15 protein-coding genes and 1 pseudogene are annotated in these 16,130 nt (G+C 57.8%); 11 read left to right on the forward strand and 5 right to left on the reverse strand.

Annotation, left to right across the window (positions count from 1 at the left end; genetic code table 11):
* Positions 1 to 102: 102 nt before the first annotated feature.
* Both AB4N33_RS08880 and AB4N33_RS08885 read left to right on the forward strand, forming a co-directional pair.
* Positions 103 to 480: a response regulator transcription factor gene (locus AB4N33_RS08880; RefSeq protein WP_460125748.1), complete on the forward strand. Its 378-nt coding sequence runs from the start codon at positions 103 to 105 to the stop codon at positions 478 to 480.
* A 269-nt stretch (positions 481 to 749) separates the two neighbouring features.
* The gene (locus tag AB4N33_RS08885; RefSeq protein ID WP_460125750.1) at positions 750 to 1,697 is read left to right on the forward strand and encodes an MBL fold metallo-hydrolase; all 948 of its coding nucleotides are present in this window, start codon (positions 750 to 752) and stop codon (positions 1,695 to 1,697) included.
* A gap of 211 nt (positions 1,698 to 1,908) precedes the next feature.
* On the opposite strand, the gene AB4N33_RS08890 is transcribed toward AB4N33_RS08885, so the two are convergent.
* Entirely contained in the window at positions 1,909 to 2,244 is a 336-nt protein-coding gene (locus tag AB4N33_RS08890; protein ID WP_476457029.1) for a hypothetical protein, read from the reverse strand.
* 202 nt (positions 2,245 to 2,446) lie between these two features.
* Positions 2,447 to 2,749 carry a response regulator transcription factor gene (locus AB4N33_RS08895; protein WP_460126725.1) on the reverse strand — a complete coding sequence of 101 codons (303 nt, stop codon included), beginning with the start codon at positions 2,747 to 2,749 and terminating at the stop codon, positions 2,447 to 2,449.
* A gap of 628 nt (positions 2,750 to 3,377) precedes the next feature.
* Here AB4N33_RS08895 and AB4N33_RS08900 point away from each other — a divergent pair.
* The 3 genes from AB4N33_RS08900 (at position 3,378) to AB4N33_RS08910 (ending at position 6,619) form a co-directional block, all read left to right on the forward strand.
* Complete coding sequence (locus AB4N33_RS08900; RefSeq protein ID WP_476458800.1) at positions 3,378 to 3,833, forward strand: phage infection protein; 456 nt, start codon at positions 3,378 to 3,380, stop codon at positions 3,831 to 3,833.
* Between the two features lie 154 nt (positions 3,834 to 3,987).
* A complete protein-coding gene (locus AB4N33_RS08905; protein WP_476457030.1) occupies positions 3,988 to 5,514 on the forward strand; it encodes a sensor histidine kinase in 1,527 nt (508 codons plus the stop codon).
* Positions 5,515 to 5,611: 97 nt separating this feature from the next.
* A complete protein-coding gene (locus tag AB4N33_RS08910; protein WP_476457031.1) occupies positions 5,612 to 6,619 on the forward strand; it encodes a GlxA family transcriptional regulator in 1,008 nt (335 codons plus the stop codon).
* Here AB4N33_RS08910 and AB4N33_RS08915 read toward each other — a convergent pair.
* Both AB4N33_RS08915 and AB4N33_RS08920 read right to left on the reverse strand, forming a co-directional pair.
* On the reverse strand, positions 6,611 to 8,056 hold the full coding sequence (locus AB4N33_RS08915) for a mechanosensitive ion channel domain-containing protein (RefSeq protein WP_460125760.1): 1,446 nt from the start codon (positions 8,054 to 8,056) through the stop codon (positions 6,611 to 6,613). The two genes, AB4N33_RS08910 and AB4N33_RS08915, sit on opposite strands and share 9 nt — an antisense overlap.
* Positions 8,057 to 8,083: 27 nt before the next feature.
* A complete protein-coding gene (locus tag AB4N33_RS08920) occupies positions 8,084 to 9,046 on the reverse strand; it encodes a LysR family transcriptional regulator (RefSeq protein ID WP_460142141.1) in 963 nt (320 codons plus the stop codon).
* A gap of 436 nt (positions 9,047 to 9,482) precedes the next feature.
* Here AB4N33_RS08920 and AB4N33_RS08925 point away from each other — a divergent pair, with 436 nt between their 5' ends.
* The 6 genes and pseudogenes from AB4N33_RS08925 to AB4N33_RS08950 all read left to right on the forward strand — a co-directional run bounded on the left by AB4N33_RS08925 (position 9,483) and on the right by AB4N33_RS08950 (position 14,650).
* The gene (locus tag AB4N33_RS08925) at positions 9,483 to 10,925 is read left to right on the forward strand and encodes a sensor histidine kinase (protein WP_476458801.1); all 1,443 of its coding nucleotides are present in this window, start codon (positions 9,483 to 9,485) and stop codon (positions 10,923 to 10,925) included.
* A 52-nt stretch (positions 10,926 to 10,977) separates the two neighbouring features.
* Positions 10,978 to 11,628: a response regulator transcription factor gene (locus AB4N33_RS08930; protein WP_460125764.1), complete on the forward strand. Its 651-nt coding sequence runs from the start codon at positions 10,978 to 10,980 to the stop codon at positions 11,626 to 11,628.
* A gap of 99 nt (positions 11,629 to 11,727) precedes the next feature.
* The gene (locus tag AB4N33_RS08935; RefSeq protein ID WP_476457032.1) at positions 11,728 to 12,096 is read left to right on the forward strand and encodes a response regulator transcription factor; all 369 of its coding nucleotides are present in this window, start codon (positions 11,728 to 11,730) and stop codon (positions 12,094 to 12,096) included.
* A gap of 215 nt (positions 12,097 to 12,311) precedes the next feature.
* Complete coding sequence (locus AB4N33_RS08940; RefSeq protein ID WP_476457033.1) at positions 12,312 to 13,517, forward strand: NAD(P)/FAD-dependent oxidoreductase; 1,206 nt, start codon at positions 12,312 to 12,314, stop codon at positions 13,515 to 13,517.
* 89 nt (positions 13,518 to 13,606) lie between these two features.
* A complete protein-coding gene (locus tag AB4N33_RS08945) occupies positions 13,607 to 13,855 on the forward strand; it encodes a transmembrane sensor/regulator PpyR (protein WP_460125770.1) in 249 nt (82 codons plus the stop codon).
* 122 nt (positions 13,856 to 13,977) lie between these two features.
* Positions 13,978 to 14,650: pseudogene (locus AB4N33_RS08950) on the forward strand (class I SAM-dependent methyltransferase).
* A gap of 101 nt (positions 14,651 to 14,751) precedes the next feature.
* Here the strand turns inward: AB4N33_RS08950 and AB4N33_RS08955 are convergent.
* The gene (locus tag AB4N33_RS08955; protein ID WP_476457034.1) at positions 14,752 to 16,044 is read right to left on the reverse strand and encodes a D-tagatose-bisphosphate aldolase, class II, non-catalytic subunit; all 1,293 of its coding nucleotides are present in this window, start codon (positions 16,042 to 16,044) and stop codon (positions 14,752 to 14,754) included.
* Positions 16,045 to 16,130: the final 86 nt, after the last annotated feature.

A 16,130-nucleotide genomic window follows, 5' to 3' on the forward strand; every position in this document is an offset into this window, starting at 1 on the left:
CAACGACGCTTTGGTTTTAGCCGATCATACGTAGGTATACTTTTACCCCCTCGCACTTCGCGTATGTTGTACGCACGATAGAACACTTCATGAGCACACCTGATGACCCAAGATCTGCAAATCGTTGCAATCGTTGATGATGACGATTCGGTTCGGCTTGGACTTGAAAACTTGCTGCGCTCCATCGGCTACAAGATAAAGACTTACTGCAGCGCCCTGGCATTTCTCGAAACAAACGATCCGGCGCATACCCAATGCCTGATTTCCGACATACAGATGCCCGGCATGAGCGGCCTTGAGTTGCACCAGAAACTGCTCGCCATGGGTTATCACATCCCCACGATCTTCATCACGGCTTACCCTGAAGCCCTGCCTTCGACGATCTCCGATTCGCCGACGCTGATTGCCTACCTGCCCAAACCCTGTGAAACCACTAAACTTCTGAGCTGCATAGAAACCGCCCTCCATCAGCCACGCTGAGCGCCCTCGCAACACCAAACCAAACCTTCGTATAGGCCAATGCCACTGACGTATGGTTTTTCTGAACCGAGGTAGAACTGCACCCTGGCCCCTGCGCCAATACTATGAATTCACAGCAAACCGCTGCTGCCTTGAATAAATAGACTGAACTTGCGGCGTCCAATAGTTGCACTGTGAAAGTTTAATCAACTTTTACTGGTCACTACTGAACAGCCGTGGGGCAGAGGAAAATTTCATCTGAAATTATCCACTACCATCGGAGACTGACCATGACCTTGCATCTGGATACCCACCCACAAGCCATCGAACCTACCAGCGCGTTCAACCCCGGCACCGCCGGATTCGAAGAGTTGGTGCCGTCTCGCTACGCCCTGCGTGTCGGCGAGATCGACGTGCTGGTAGTCAGCGATGGCGTGCTGCCGCTGCCGACTTCGACCATGTCCACCAATGTCGACCCCGCCACTCGTGCAGCCTGGTTCAAGAGCATCTACGTGGGACCCGACGCATTCGACTGGGCATTGAACGTGCTCGTGATCCGCACCGGTGAACAGACCATTTTGGTGGACGCCGGACTGGGCGGACAATTTCCCGGCTTTCCAAGGGCCGGCCAATTCCCCAAACGTCTGGAAAACGCCGGTATCGACCTCGCTTCCGTGACCGACATCATCATCACCCACATGCACATGGACCATATTGGCGGACTGTTGGTCGACGAGGTGAAGAACAGCCTGCGTCCGGATGTACGCATCCACGTGACCGCGACTGAGGTGGCGTTCTGGGAATCACCCGATTTCGAGCACACCGACATGCCGTCTCCGGTGCCCGATGTGCTTCGCGCGACCGCCAATCAGTTCATTAACGATTACCGCAGCAACGTGCGCACATTCGATGACGAGCATGAGGTGGCACCGGGCGTAGTGGCCAAACTCACAGGCGGTCATACTCCGGGGCACTGCGTGGTCTATGTGAACTCCGGCGGCGAGAAGCTGACCTTTGCCGGTGACGCGCTGTTCCCTGTTGCCTTCGAGCACCCGGATTGGCACAACGGCTTCGAACATGACCCCGAAGAGTCGGTGCGCGTGCGGGTGCGCCTGATGCAGGAAGCCGCTGCAAGCGGTGAGCTGTTCGTGGCTACCCACCTGCCGTTTCCTTCCGTGGGCCGAGTGGCCGTGGATGGCAACGCGTTCCGCTGGATTGCAGCGTTCTGGGACTACTGATCCGCAGATTTGACAACAACGCCCCCGGCCTTGCGGTCGGGGGCGTTGTCGTTTCGCTTGTGGGAACGAGCTTGCTCGCGATTGGACGCCTCGACAAACTGGCTCCTACCAACAGGCAAAAAAAACCCCACATCCGATCAGGCGTGGGGCAAAGGAATTGGTTGGTTGCGGCCAACCAAAGGAGCTCAGGGCAAATCGTTTACAGCGGGAGTCAGATGCAATCCTGGGCAACGCGGCCAAAACTCGAGGGCAAGAAGTTCGATGCCAGCAAGTGTCGTTCGTAGATGAAGACCTTGCCGCCACTGCCAGCCTTGTAGGCCTCCACCACGTTGTCGGCCGAGATTTTGCTCGGTACCACGATCCGGTAGCTGCGCTGGGTCTGCGAGACCGTCGGGTTCATCGCATCGCCCTGCAACCTGGGTACAACGCAGTCGGAGTATTCGGCCGGGGTCTTGCTGGTTTGCAGGGTCAGGGTCGGGTCATTCGGCGCCGAAGCGCAACCGGCGAGCGAGGCCACCGCGATGGCAGAAAAAAATAAACGACGCATCGGTCTCATCCTGAAAAAAAGTTTGGTTGATCAGTTCGAAAGCTGCGCCATAACGGTATTCGCCGATGTATCTGTGCAACTTCATGATCTGCTCTCGATGAGGGCCATTTTCCGATCAATGCTCACAAAGTGGAACTTGCGTTTGGTGATGATCACTATTACTTCTAACAATAGTCGGCCGAACCGCCTTCCGGACGCGGCGCTAACCGTCCGACCTGGCGCTGAGAACGGCCTGCACCCGGGACATCAATTGATGACCGCTGAACGGTTTCCGGAAATACCCTGCAGCTCCCAGTTCCTGGGCCTTCTGTTCGGAAGACTCACGCTGGCAGGCGGTGATGAAGATCACTGGGAAACAGTGCCCCCTGGCCTGCAAGGCTTGAAACAATTGAAACCCACTCATGCCGGGCATGCGGATATCCGAGATAAGACAAGCCGTCAGATCATTCGCGCTGTCCGCCAGGTAATCTTCCGCACAGGCATACGTCCGCGCGCTGTAGCCCATTGACCTGACCAAGCTGTCCAAAGAAATACGGACGGTGTCGTCGTCATCAACGATCGAAATTATTGGTGTGATTAACAATTAACTCAACCTTCAATGCATTGGGAGCTATTTGACAAGCCCCCACCTGATTGAAGACTGTCACCCGCCAAAACTTGTTTCAACATACATATGTATAGGTTCCTGCACATAATCTTTTTATATTCAATCCACCCAAGAAATCGCTCACCCAACCTTACTTCCAGCCACTCATACTTAAGTGTGAATAATTCATACCTAGATACCGCTGAAGAAACCGTTTGCATAAGTGACGCGACCGCTCAGTCCTTTACTATTGAACTCATTCCGGTACACCACATTATCCAGTTAAACGCTCTACAGCATGAATAGCGCATCGGATGTCCGGAATGTTCATGACGTAGCCAACTGACCACGTAGGGTGAATATGATGAAGACTTCCGACTTTAGCCTCGCCATCGCTTTTCTTGCTGCAACAGGTTTGATCGCTGGGAATTCCGTTGCCAGGGAGACCTGTGTTGAATCCAATGTCGTCGCCGGCCGCGAGAATAGTGCTCAAGACGACACCTCTCCCCCCGAGCCAGAGTATCGTGCAAAATCGGCCCCTACTCGTATTGCCGAAGGCGGCTCCGATCGCCTGATCGAACGTCGCGTGGCCGAAGGCGGCTCCGATCGCCTGATCGAACGTCGCGTGGCCGAAGGCGGATCCGATCGCCTGATCGAACGCCGCGTGGCCGAAGGCGGCTCCGATCGCCTGATTGAACGTCGCATGGCCGAGGGCGGCTCTGATCGCCTGATCGAGCGCCGCGTGGCCGAAGGCGGCTCCGATCGCCTGATCGAACGTCGCGTGGCCGAGGGCGGCTCTGATCGCCTGATCGAGCGCCGCGTGGCCGAAGGCGGCTCCGATCGACTGATCGAACGCCGCGTGGCCGAGGGCGGCTCCGATCGCCTGATCGAACGCCGCGTGGCCGAAGGCGGCTCTGATCGCCTGATCGAACGTCGCGTGGCATATGCGGGACAAGCATACGATTCTGCCATGTCCATCAATGCGCACTTTTCGATGGACTGACCACGACTCAATTGGTCGCAAAATCCATCATCTAATTTGTTAGTTCCAACCGAAACGGTTGTAGGGCGCTCTTGCATAAGAGCGCTTTTTCAGGACCCGGAATGCTGCGGTTCTTTCCTGTTAATACCCTCAAATGTGTATAGAAGGCGAAAAGATGATGCTGACCCGGTTGTGCAAACGATTCCTGGCGTCAGACCGACTGGCTTTCATAGCCTCCTTTTCGGCGGCCATCACTATATCCACCATCAACCTGATGCTTGATTCAGACCTGGCGCATGCAGTGCTTTACATCACACTGTTGTTCATGTCTGCCCATGTTTTCTCCATCAGAATTGTTCTGATTATCGCGTTATTCTGCTTCGTCCTGATTACCGGCGGCTTCGTTATCGAATACTTCTACGAGTCGCAAGGCAGTATCGCTGGCTACGTCAGATGTGTTGTGTCGTTGGTCACCATCACATTGCTGACCTTACGCAGCAAATGGTCAACCAATGAACTGCGCCGCAATCAAGCCTTTCTCAACGGCGCGCAAAGACTCAGCCAGACCGGCAGCATGGGTATGCGGTTCGCTCGGGGTCAATGCAAGGAAATTCATTGGTCTGAGGAGGCTTTTCGTATTTATGGATATCCCCCGGATATCGAGCCTTCCTGGCGCTTGATGGATGACCGGCTGCACCCGGACGACCGTCCCCGCGCTGAAGAGCTGTTAAGCCTGCTGGCCACGGGCGAGTTGGGGAGCAACGTCGAGCTTGAGCGTCGCCTGATCATGCCAGACGGTAGCCTGCGCTACGTCCAGGTGCTGATCAATGCAATAAACCTGGGCAACGCTCATGATCGGGAATACGTGGTTGCCCTGATGGACATCACCTCGGCGCGTAAAGCGGAACAGGCGCTGTTCGATTCGCAGGCGCAGTTGGCGCATGTCAGCCGCGTGACTTCGCTGGGAGAGCTTGCGGCGTCCATCGCCCATGAAGTCAACCAACCCTTGGCGGCCATTGTCTCCAGCGGCGAATCATGCCTGCGCTGGATGGATCGTGATCGACCGGACCTCGGTGAAGTGAAGGCGTCCGTCCATCGAATCATTCAAAGCGCGCGACGCGCCAATGAAATCATCACGGGCGTGCGCTCACTCTCGAAGAAGTGTGTGTCGCAGCCTCAGGATCACCCATTCGATACCATCGTGACAGATACGCTGACCCTGATTCAGTACGAGCTGAGTCACAAACACATACAACAGAATATATTCTTGCAGGCAGGCGGTGCGATCATCAAAGGCGACCGTGTCCAACTGCAACAGGTGATCATCAACCTGGTAATGAATGCCTGCCAGGCCATGAGTCATCTGGGCGAACGAAAACGCTACCTGAACATTCGAACCTGGGTGGAAGGCCACGAAGTGATGATCGCGGTGAAGGACAGCGGCACGGGCATAGAAACCGGTCAGCTCGCCTCGCTGTTCAACGCGTTTTACACGACGAAGGCTGAGGGGTTGGGCATGGGATTATCCATCTGCCGCTCGATCATCGAGTGCCATGAGGGCAGAATCTGGGCGACGAGCTTCGAAGGTCAAGGCGCGACATTCATGTTCGCCCTGCCCCTGATCACGGCGGCACAAGCAACCTCAAGCACCTTTCAGGCGCCTGGCACGCGCGACCTCGTGCCAAGCCTGAGCTTCGGATAATCAAGGGTTGTCAGCTCGCTGAGATGATACTGAACCCGATACTCAACACAGGTCCTGACTCGCCACTGATTGGCGAAAAACGAGTGGTAATGCCGACATGAATTCAATTGCCAGCCCAACTACCGCCCTCTCGCAACCGCGCACGGTTGTTTTCCTGGCGTACCCACAAATGGGACTGCTCGACCTGACAGGAGCCCAGACTGTGTTCTGGGCCGCGTCCAAGGCCATGGCCGCACGCGGGCTGCCGGGCTATGCCATGCACACGGCGAGCCTTGAAGGCGGCCTTATTCCAACGGCCGAAGGCCTGTCAGTGCACACCACGTCACTCAAGGATTTCACTGGACTGCCGGTAGACACACTGATCGTGCCTGGCGCGCCGAACATCCGCCAGGCCATGGACGACGAGGTTGCGCTGGTGAATTGGCTACGCGAAGCAGCGGCGAACGCCAGACGTACGGCCTCCGTGTGCAGCGGTACGTTCCTGATGGCCCAGGCGGGTTTGCTGGAAGGCTTGCGCGCCGCGACCCACTGGGCGATGTGCGACATGCTTAAAAGCGGCTTCCCGACGATCGATGTGGACATTGATGCCATTTTCATCCAGCAAGGCGCGGTCTGGACCTCGGCCGGGGTGAGCACCGGCATCGACATGTCACTGGCATTGGTCGAAGCCGACTGCGGTCGCGAAGTGGCGCTCGAGGTGGCTCGGGAGTTGGTAATCTATCTCAAGCGTCCTGGCGGCCAGGCGCAATTCAGCCACCTGTTGCAATCGCAGATGGATGACGGAGGCAGCTTCGACGACTTGCATTTATGGATCAGCGCGAACCTGGGCGACGCCAATTTGACCGTTGAGTCCCTGGCTCGCCAGGCACAGATGAGTCCGCGCAACTTTTCCAGGGTGTACAAGCGCAAGGTCGGGCGCACACCGGCCAAGGCCTTGGAAATGTTCCGCATGGAAGCCGCGCGGCGGATGCTGGAGGATTCCGAACGCAACATCGATCAAATCGCTCAGTTGTGCGGATTTGGCGATGAAGAGCGGATGCGCTACACCTTCCATCGCCACCTTTCCATTTCGCCGCGCGAGTATCGCAGCCGGTTTTCACGCTGACGGCAGGCGTTTCTTCTGTAGCCAGCCGAGCAAACCACTGCGCTTGGCGTGCACCGTTTTTTTCGTCACGACCGACTCTCGAATTTCCTCGCGCTGGTGTATCAGGTTGTCCAAGGCAACATGCAGGTCGCTGCTTTGCTCCAGTTGGGGGTCGAGCATGTCGCGCTCAATGCGAAATAACCGGCCGCTGGTGAGGCTGCGAAACTCACCTCGCGAGCGTCCTTCGTTGAGGATACCTTCCTCGCCCAGCACTTCCCCCGGCCCCATGCGCCCGGCTTCGATCAGACGCTCACCGTCGTGGATCGACACCGAGACCACACCCGTGCTGATAATCATCAAACAATCAGCCACGGCGTCGAACGCCAACAACACCTGGTTAGCCTGGTAGTCAACAGCGGTCATATGGTCGGCGAGCCGGTCTCGATCCTCAATACCGAGGGAGCGAAATATCCGCACATCTTCCAACAAATGGCGCGGTCGACTCCACGCCTGCTTACCCGGCGCGACCTCCCAGGTGACGCCTGCCGCCTGGAGATGACGATGAGCGAGATCGAACATGAGGTTGCGCACCTCGGTCTTGTGGGATAACGACTCGATGAACCCCTTCAGTTCGTATTCGTTGTATTCCAGGTGCGAACTTTTCACCGAGACCTTGGGCTTGAATCCGGGGAGCAAGGCGCGAGTGCCTTGCAAGGCTTTTTCCAGGGCATCGATGGCTCGACGTGGACGCACGCTGCTGGGAATCGCCATCACGATGCTGACCCCGTAAGCATTACCGGGTCGGCTGAGGTTGAGTATCTTGGCTTTTGCCGCGAGTGAATTGGGGACCACGGCCGTACTGCCCAGCTTGGTCAGCAGGTGGGTAGAACGCCAATCGATCTCCACCACCCTGCCCTCAACGCCGTCGATAACGATCCAGTCATCCACTTCGTAGGGTTTGGTGGTATTGAGTACGATGCCCGAGAACACATCGCTCAGCGTACTTTGCAGCGCCAGACCAATGACAATTGCCATCACCCCTGAGGTCGCGAGCAACCCCTTGACCGGCAACTGCAAGACATAAGCAGCGGCGCCGACAATCGCCATGAGGAAGATGGCCGCTCCAAGCACATCGTGGAGCAAGCGTGCGGTGTGCCCGCCGCGCGAGGTCAGGCCGGCGCCAAGCACCACCGTAAGTGTCCTGGCTGCAAACAACCACCAAACGATGCCGATAATGGTTGCCATCAGGTTGAGAATCGCGTCTTCCGGCCATAGCGGAGGCTGTAACGGGCTGATGCCCGCCGCCGTCATTACCCAGGAAAACCCGACGAAAACCGTGATGCGAGAACACATGCGCCACACCGGCTGGCCGACGCCGAGCCCACGCCAAAGTGACAAGTCCAGCAAAACCAGAAGCGCTCCGGTGATCAGGGGATGAGTCTGGAGAAAGAGCAGCATGGTGTATTCCCGGCCATTGACATCCGCTCAAGCGACGGACATAAGATTATTTGCAGTACAGGCTGGTTGCATCAGCGGCTCGTCCTGTTCGCTCAGAAACGCGCTGCATCGTGAGCGTAACCAGCGTTCTGCCGGGTCGTTGTGAGTCGCCCCGCGCCAGACCATGGAAAGCTCCTGCTGTGGAAGATCCAGCGGAGCGAACTCAGCACGCAGGCCATCGATCATGGCCATGGAACGGGCAATGTAATCGGGCACGATAGCGATCATGTCGCTGTCGGCCATCAGTACGGGCAACGCGCTGAATTGTGGCACCGCCAACACCACCTTGCGTTGGCGGCCGATGTGGCTGAGTGTGCGATCGGCCTCCTCGATGACATTCCCCATCGAAGACACCACCGCATGTGGACGGCGGCAGAACTCGTCGAGGCCCAACTCACCAGACTGAGAATCGGCACGCAACAACATCGGACGGGTTGTACGCAGTCCCTTGCGCCGCGCGTTGGCGGGCAGTTCAAGGGTATGACTGATCCCGATTGAAATTTCCCCAGAGGTCAACAACTGGGGCATTTGCCAGTGATCCGCGCGACGCACCACCAGCGTCATGTTGGGAGCCTCGATGCGTAGACGACGCAATAGCGAAGGCAACAGCGCGTATTCGACATCATCCGAGAGGCCTACGTGGAACGTTGCCTCGCTGGTAGCAGGGTCGAATGCCTGACAGCGACTCAGGGCTGCGGCAATGCCGTCAAGCGCAGGGGCCAGATTGGAAAAAATCTCCTCGGCTCTTGAAGTCGGTTCCATCACCCGCCCTGACCGGATGAACAATGGATCGTCGAACATCAAGCGCAAGCGGCCTAAAGCACTGCTGATCGTCGGTTGGCCGAGGAAAAGCTTCTCGCCAACTCGACTGACATTTCGCTCGTGCATCATCGACTCGAAGACAACCAGCAGATTGATGTCAGCACGACGCAGGTCATTTCTGTTCATCATGTAAACCGCCCGGCATTGAAGCCTTTCAGGTTGGAGTATCGGCGTGCCATCTCGCCCCCCTATCAACAGTCCGGAGCAACGATGCGCAATGTGTGAACAGGTTATGCCGCTGACCGGCAAACGTATGTCGTACCTCAGGACAGGGCACTCATCCATGGGTGTGGCGTTTCATACCTGAGTATGGCGACGGGCAATAAGGGCGGGAAATCCGCCATCGCAAGATGCAAGTCAGTGGCCGAATTTCAGGGGTTTATGTCCTATCGGATGAGAACCATTGCTTTGTACGATATCGCCCCATGCACCCTCTCCCCGCTATCCGAAGTGCAGGGCAATAATGAAAAAGAATCGGTCTGCCAGTGCGCACAAAGCGTTACCCTTTATCTCCAACATCTTCGCCAAGACACCGCACGCTTCCAGCCCGAATACCCTCAACACCATGATAAACATCAGCCCCAATCCCTGGTTCAATGCCCTGGGATGGCTCATCGGACTCGTGGTCGCCTGCGGGATCGTGATAATCAACTCTGAAACGCAAACCGACTTTGCGCCGACAATCCTTTACATCACCTTGTTATTGATGGCGGCCAATCTCTTCTCGATCAACGTGGTGATTTCCGTCGCGTTGCTGTGCATATTGCTGCTGACCGCAACCTATCTTTACAACGGCGGTTATCAACACTGGAATTCGACTACCGGATTTTTCCGCTGCTTGACCGCCCTGTCGGCGATTACTTTTTTGGCGCTGCGCAGCAAATACGCTGCGGAGCGGCTGCACCACAACGAGCTGTATCTGATCGGCGCGCAGCGACTGAGCCAGACGGGCAGCGTTGGTTTCAGCGGTGATGGCAAGGCTATGTCATGGTCGGACGAATCGGCGAGGATCTTCGAGTATTCGGCGAACGTCCCGCTAAGTGCGCAAATGGTTCTGGCACGCACTCACCCCGATGATTTGCACCTGGTGCACGAAGTATTTGCCAAGGCTGCCCGCCACGACGCCCTGATTGAAGTCAAACACAGGGTGCTGTTGCCCGACGGCCGGATCAAGCACGTGCATATGATTGCCAGCCCGTTGTTCGAGCAACATGACCGCTGCGAATACATTGGCGCGCTGATGGACATTACAGCCAGCAAGGAAGCCGAATCGGCCCTCTTTTGCGCGCACGCACAACTGGCGCACGTTACCCGCGTGACGTCACTCGGCGAACTCGCCGCCTCCATTGCTCACGAGGTCAATCAGCCCCTCACTGCAATCACCAGCAGCGGCGAAGCCTGTCGACGCTGGCTGGATCGGCCTGAGCCAGACCTCCCTGAAGCGCTGCAATCACTGGACCGAATTGTCGCCAGCGCGGGACGTGCCAGCGACGTCATCGGTCGAATCCGGGCCCTCTCCCGAAAGTGCGATCCTCTACGCCAGAGCGAGTTCGTGGACGAGATCGTCAATGAGACACTCGCGCTGGTTCAACAAGAGCTGACCCACAAGGGCGTAACGCTGAAAGTCGAGCTGCTGGCGCATTCAGGTCAAGTCAACGTCGATCGGGTACAGCTGCAGCAAGTCATCATCAATCTGATCATTAATGCCTGCCACGCAATGGAGCAAGTGCAGGTTTGCGATCGCGTATTGTGGGTGCGTACCTGGGTCGTGGCCGGCGCGGCCGTCGTGGAAGTGGCCGATCAGGGAATGGGCATACCAGCGAAGGTCATGCCTTCGCTGTTCACCCCCTTCTTCACCACCAAAGAGACCGGACTGGGCATGGGTCTGTCGATCTGTCGCTCGATCATCAATTTTCACGACGGGCGAATATGGGCGACCAGCACGGTCGGCCGGGGGACCTCATTCAAGTTTTCAATACCCGTATCGGCGAATACCACCGGGCGCTGAATGACCGCCCCAGCGTCGCCGATCCAAGGATTCAGCACTCTACGGATGCCCCATGAACGAACAGCACCCCATGAACAAAGTCATCAATCTCGAGCCCATGGTTTTCATCGTCGATGACGATGCCCCCCTGCGTGACGCGCTCGGCAGTTTGTTGCGCTCGGTCGGTTTGCAGGTTGAGTTATTTGACTCGGTCGCCGAGTTCATGAACTTCACTCGTCCTGACCTCCCCAGTTGCCTCGTACTGGACGTGCGGCTGCAAGGCACGAGCGGCCTGGACTTCCAGAATGAATTACTGATGGCCAATATCAATCTGCCAATCGTTTTCATGACCGGACATGGAGATATTGCGATGACGGTGAGAGCGATGAAGGCCGGCGCCGTGGACTTCCTGACAAAACCATTTCGGGAGCAGGATCTGATTGACGCCGTATCCGCAGCGCATGTGCGTGACAAACAACGGCGTGAGGCCGAACGTGGCAACGATGAGTTACGCAGTCGTTACGCAACGCTTACGCCCAGAGAGCAAACCGTGATGACACTGGCGGCATCCGGCCTGATGAATAAGCAGATTGCCAGCGAAATTGGCCTTAGCGAAATCACGGTAAAAATTCATCGCGGCCAGGCGATGCGTAAAATGTTCGCACGCTCTTTCGCCGATCTGGTTCGTATGGCCCAGACACTCGGGGTGGACCAGGCCCGATGAAGCCTTTATACGCACGTATAGTATGACAAGCGGCGGGAGGGCGTATCTTGCGGGGACGGCGGACACCCCTGTTGGGTTCTGCGCCCCCCAGGAAGACCAATGCCCCAAGCCGCTGTTGTATCCGTTGTCGATGATGACGAGTCCGTGCGTAATGCACTGGACAGTCTGCTGCGGTCGAACGGCTACACAGTGCGGACATATGCTGACGCTGAAACCTTCCTCGCTTCCAGCGGGCCGCATGATACGCGTTGCCTTATCTCCGATATTCAAATGCCCGGCATGTCGGGCACGCAATTACACGACGAGTTGTCGGCCAGGGGCATGAACATTCCGGTGATATTCATCACCGGCTTTCAAGGAACCCCTCCCCCGTCAGCCCCCACTCCCCGGAACCCATCGCCTACTTTCCGAAGCCGTTCTCCTGCGCCGAACTCATTGCGTGCCTCGAAGACGTGTTCAATCACCTGATCTGATCTGCAATGCAGGATCGAATTAATACCTTCGTATATCCCTATCACACCTAGGCGTGGCGTGATTGACCCTATGTAGAAGTGTTCTTCATTCGGCCGATCGATAGCATCTCCCAACAGCGAATCGAACCGTTCCGCGATTCAATCAGGAACACGGTCACGCTCGAACAGCCAACCCGGTAAACGATCGATTTTTTCTCCTGGAGTCTTCCGATGAAACAGCAAATTCTTGTTATTGGCGCAGGGTTCGGTGGGGTCTGGAGCGCGTTGAGCGCCGCCCGTCTGTTGGACAAGCATGACCGCAACGACGTACAGATCACGCTCCTGGCGCCACAGGCCGAATTGCGCATTCGCCCACGTTTTTACGAGCCTGATGCACACACCCTGGCCGCACCACTCGGCGAATTGTTTGATGCCGTAGGCGTGAAATTCATCAAGGGCACCGCGGACACTATCGATACCGATAAGAAACAGGTCAGCTACAGCGACGTGTTCGGCACTCAGGGGACGCTCAGCTATGATCGCCTCGTAGTGGCTGCCGGCAGCAAGCTCATTCGTCCTGCAGGGTTGAAAGGTGTCAATGAACACGCTTTCGATGTCGACGAAATGGGAGCAGCCATCGAGCTTGAGACACACATCAAGGCGTTGAAAGACCGGCCCTATACACCTGCGCGTAACACCGTGGTCGTTTGCGGCGGTGGATTCACCGGCATCGAAACCGCTACCGAAATGCCTGCCCGTTTGCGTGCCGCACTGGGTGACGACACACCGATCCGCGTCATTGTGGTGGATCGGGCGCCAACTCCGGGCGCGTCGCTAGGCGTCGGTATCGGACCATCGCTTCTCGAAGCATCGCGGGAATTGGGTGTCGAGTGGATTCTTAACGCCTCGGTCGCTGCAGTGGATGCTGGCGGCGTGACCTTGGCCGACGGTCAGCATATCGAGTCCAATACAGTGATCTGGACCGTCGGTTTCCGGGCCAGCCCGCTCACCGAGCAGGTGGCCGGCACCCGAGACCCCCAAGGTCGCCTGCACGTTGACGCCAACCTGAAAGTTCTCGGCCACGATGACGTTTATGCGGCCGGTGATACGGCGTACGCCGCCACCGATGCGGACGGCAACTATGCCGCCATGTCCTGCCAGCACGCAATCGCCCTGGGCCGTTATGCCGGCAATAACGTCGCGGCGGATTTGCTAGGTGTCAAACCAACGCCTTACACCCAGCCCAAGTACGTGACTTGCCTGGACCTGGGTGCCTGGGGCGCCGTGTACACCGAAGGGTGGGACCGTCAGGTCAAGCTGGTCGGCAAAGAAGCCAAGGACCTCAAGACTCAGATCAACACCGTGTGGATCTACCCTCCGGCAGCCGACCGTGCCACCGCCCTGGCCGCGGCCGACCCGTCGATTCCAGTGGCCTGAGCCGCCTGCCTGTGACTGCCCGCAGTGCGGATCGCACCGTGCTGCGGACATGCAATACGCCTCAAGACACCTGCGTCGGGATGATCGGCATGTATGTATTTTTCGAAAGTCCCCATCGGGTGTTGAAACTGTCTCACTTGCTGCTGATTGGAGGGCTGGTGATGCTGATTACAGGTATCTTCCTGGCTTATGACTTTGATGCCTATCTGAGCCTGCCACAGCTGATCGGTGCCCACGCCCTGACGATCCTTGGCCCGACCGCGATCAAGCTGGGTTATGTGATGCGGTTGCTGGCGCTCAACCGACTGCGACTCGAGCAAAGCGCCCCCATCGGCTGAATTCAACACTTCCCAAAAGCCCGCCACTTGTTTTTATGGCGGGCTTTTTTTTCGCGAGCGTGCTCGCTCCCACAGGGGTGTACGCTTATTCTGGTGGGAGTCCTTTCACAGGGGATTTCGCCATGAGTTCTAACGAATCTGTTCTTTTACAAAGCTGGCAGCACAACGCCCAGGCCTGGATCGAAGCTGTTCGTGGTGGCGCTATCGACAGTCGTGTTCAGGTCACTGACGGGGCCGTTCTGCTGGCCATTCTGGGCCGGCAACCCGAGCGGGTGCTTGACCTGGGTTGCGGTGAAGGCTGGTTGTTGCGGGTGCTGGCCGAACGCGGCATCACGGCAGTCGGCGTGGATGGCGACGCGAGATTGGTCGAAGCGGCTCGGACGGCGGGCTCAGCTGCGGTGCACCTGGCGACCTACCGGCAATTGGTGGAGGCCACGGTGGACATCGGCCGCGACTACAACCTGATCTGCGCCAACTTCGCCTTGCTGCACCAGGACATCATCGCGCTACTCGCGGCGATGAACGCCCTGCTCGCCCCAGGTGGCGCACTGGTGATCCAGACCCTCCACCCCCTGGGTAGCCGCCGCAGGGGACTATCAGGATGGCTGGCGCGAAGAGACCTTCGACAGTTTCAAGGGAAACTGGCAACCGATGCCGTGGTACATGCGCACCCTCTCCAGCTGGATCAATGCGCTGGACATGGCGGGGTTCAGGCTGACTGGCTTGCAGGAACCACAGCACCCGCAAAGCGCCATGCCGCAGTCGTTGCTGCTGGTCGCCGAGCCGCAACGATGAGCAACGTGCCGCCTTGCAGCGAGTTTCAGCTGCGCACGAACGCCAGCAAGTCGGCATTCAAGCCGCAGAGCGCAGGCGTGCCATCCCACGCACGATGAAAGTCAGCGCGCACCTTGGCTGCCACACGCCTGCTCATACTGCGCCAGCACCTGCCCGATCGCCGCCAGCACCAATCCGCGCGCGGTGTTATCACCCTGTCCGCTCGTGACCCGCGGATACAGTTGCGGCAGGTACTGACTGACCAGCGTCTCCGGAATCGGTTCGTCACCAAAGGCCGAGAACATCTGTTCCACTGCACGGCTGGCCGCCGCGAACGGCCAGTAATAGCGAATACGGTCGCTGTAGCTGAAGTGCCGCTGCACGCGCAACGCTGCGTCATCGCCATGGTAATAGCGGTCCCAGTAGTGTGGCTCGGCCAACATCAGCGCTTCCATGGTTTTGCGCAGGCTTTCCTGCTCCGGCACCGAGCGTAATGCAGCCGCGATGTGGTCCAGCGCGTAGAGTGCCTCGCGCAGGGCGAAGGTCAGGCCGGGGCCGACCTTGAGGATCGCAAAACCGTCGCGCACCAGATTTTTCAAGGCGTTGGCAGGTTGGTAATCCGTGGAGTGCGCCTCGAACACCAGCTGTGATTCTCCTTGCAGGATCGCACTGAGCTGCTGCGCCTTTTCCGGTTGATAAACGACCACATTTTCGTTGCCGAACTCGACGCCGGGCTGCACCACCAAGCCGATGACACGGGCGAACACTTGGCTCAAGCCTTTGGAGATGAAAGCCTGGCGATGCAGTTCGATGGTGTGGAGCGCCGATTGTGCTGTGGTCACCTCCAGGTCTTCGACTTTCTCGGACGCACCGCCCGGTACCGGGACCTCGGTGCCAATCACATAGAAAGGCAACTCCAGGCCAGCCTCCATCACCGTGCGCTCAACCACGGCAGCCAGACGCGCGGCGCGGCCGGCGATCAACTCACTGTCAAGCGGCTCGGTCTCTCCCATACAGGCCATGCTGGTGTCGAGGTGGATCTTGCGAAAACCGGCACGGGCGTACGCTTCGAGCATGCGTTCGGCGTTGATCATGGCTTGCTGGGGCGGCAAGTGTTTCCACGGATTGGGGCCCAGGTGGTCGCCGCCGAGGATCAGACGCTGCGGATCGAACCCGACACGCTCGGCGATCTGCTGCACGAACTGGCGGAAGTCCTCCGGCGTCATACCGGTATACCCCCCCTCATGATTGACCTGATTGCACGTCGCCTCAATCAGCACCGGCGTGTCTGCGTCCCTGGCCCCCAGCAACGCTGCTTCGATGACCAGTGCATGAGCCGAGCACACCGAGGTAATCCCCAGGGCGTGGCCCTGGGCGTGAGCAACCGCCAGTTTTTGAAGATAATGTCCGTGCATGACCCGTGCCTCTCATTTGACGTGGGAGATCACCATACGAGAGCAAAACGATCACAATCAATCATTTTGTTGATTGACAGTGATTT

Source organism: Pseudomonas sp. S1_E05 (genome assembly GCF_056337105.1).

Bases quoted from the DNA above. Each gene is read 5' to 3' on its own strand.
- AB4N33_RS08880 (WP_460125748.1), top strand. From the start codon at position 103: ATGACCCAAGATCTGCAAATCGTTGCAATCGTTGATGATGACGATTCG.
- AB4N33_RS08885 (WP_460125750.1), top strand. From the start codon at position 750: ATGACCTTGCATCTGGATACCCACCCACAAGCCATCGAACCTACCAGC.
- AB4N33_RS08890 (WP_476457029.1), bottom strand. From the start codon at position 2,244: ATGCGTCGTTTATTTTTTTCTGCCATCGCGGTGGCCTCGCTCGCCGGT.
- AB4N33_RS08895 (WP_460126725.1), bottom strand. From the start codon at position 2,749: ATGGGCTACAGCGCGCGGACGTATGCCTGTGCGGAAGATTACCTGGCG.
- AB4N33_RS08905 (WP_476457030.1), top strand. From the start codon at position 3,988: ATGATGCTGACCCGGTTGTGCAAACGATTCCTGGCGTCAGACCGACTG.
- AB4N33_RS08910 (WP_476457031.1), top strand. From the start codon at position 5,612: ATGAATTCAATTGCCAGCCCAACTACCGCCCTCTCGCAACCGCGCACG.
- AB4N33_RS08915 (WP_460125760.1), bottom strand. From the start codon at position 8,056: ATGCTGCTCTTTCTCCAGACTCATCCCCTGATCACCGGAGCGCTTCTG.
- AB4N33_RS08920 (WP_460142141.1), bottom strand. From the start codon at position 9,046: ATGATGAACAGAAATGACCTGCGTCGTGCTGACATCAATCTGCTGGTT.
- AB4N33_RS08925 (WP_476458801.1), top strand. From the start codon at position 9,483: ATGATAAACATCAGCCCCAATCCCTGGTTCAATGCCCTGGGATGGCTC.
- AB4N33_RS08930 (WP_460125764.1), top strand. From the start codon at position 10,978: ATGAACGAACAGCACCCCATGAACAAAGTCATCAATCTCGAGCCCATG.
- AB4N33_RS08935 (WP_476457032.1), top strand. From the start codon at position 11,728: ATGCCCCAAGCCGCTGTTGTATCCGTTGTCGATGATGACGAGTCCGTG.
- AB4N33_RS08940 (WP_476457033.1), top strand. From the start codon at position 12,312: ATGAAACAGCAAATTCTTGTTATTGGCGCAGGGTTCGGTGGGGTCTGG.
- AB4N33_RS08945 (WP_460125770.1), top strand. From the start codon at position 13,607: ATGTATGTATTTTTCGAAAGTCCCCATCGGGTGTTGAAACTGTCTCAC.
- AB4N33_RS08955 (WP_476457034.1), bottom strand. From the start codon at position 16,044: ATGCACGGACATTATCTTCAAAAACTGGCGGTTGCTCACGCCCAGGGC.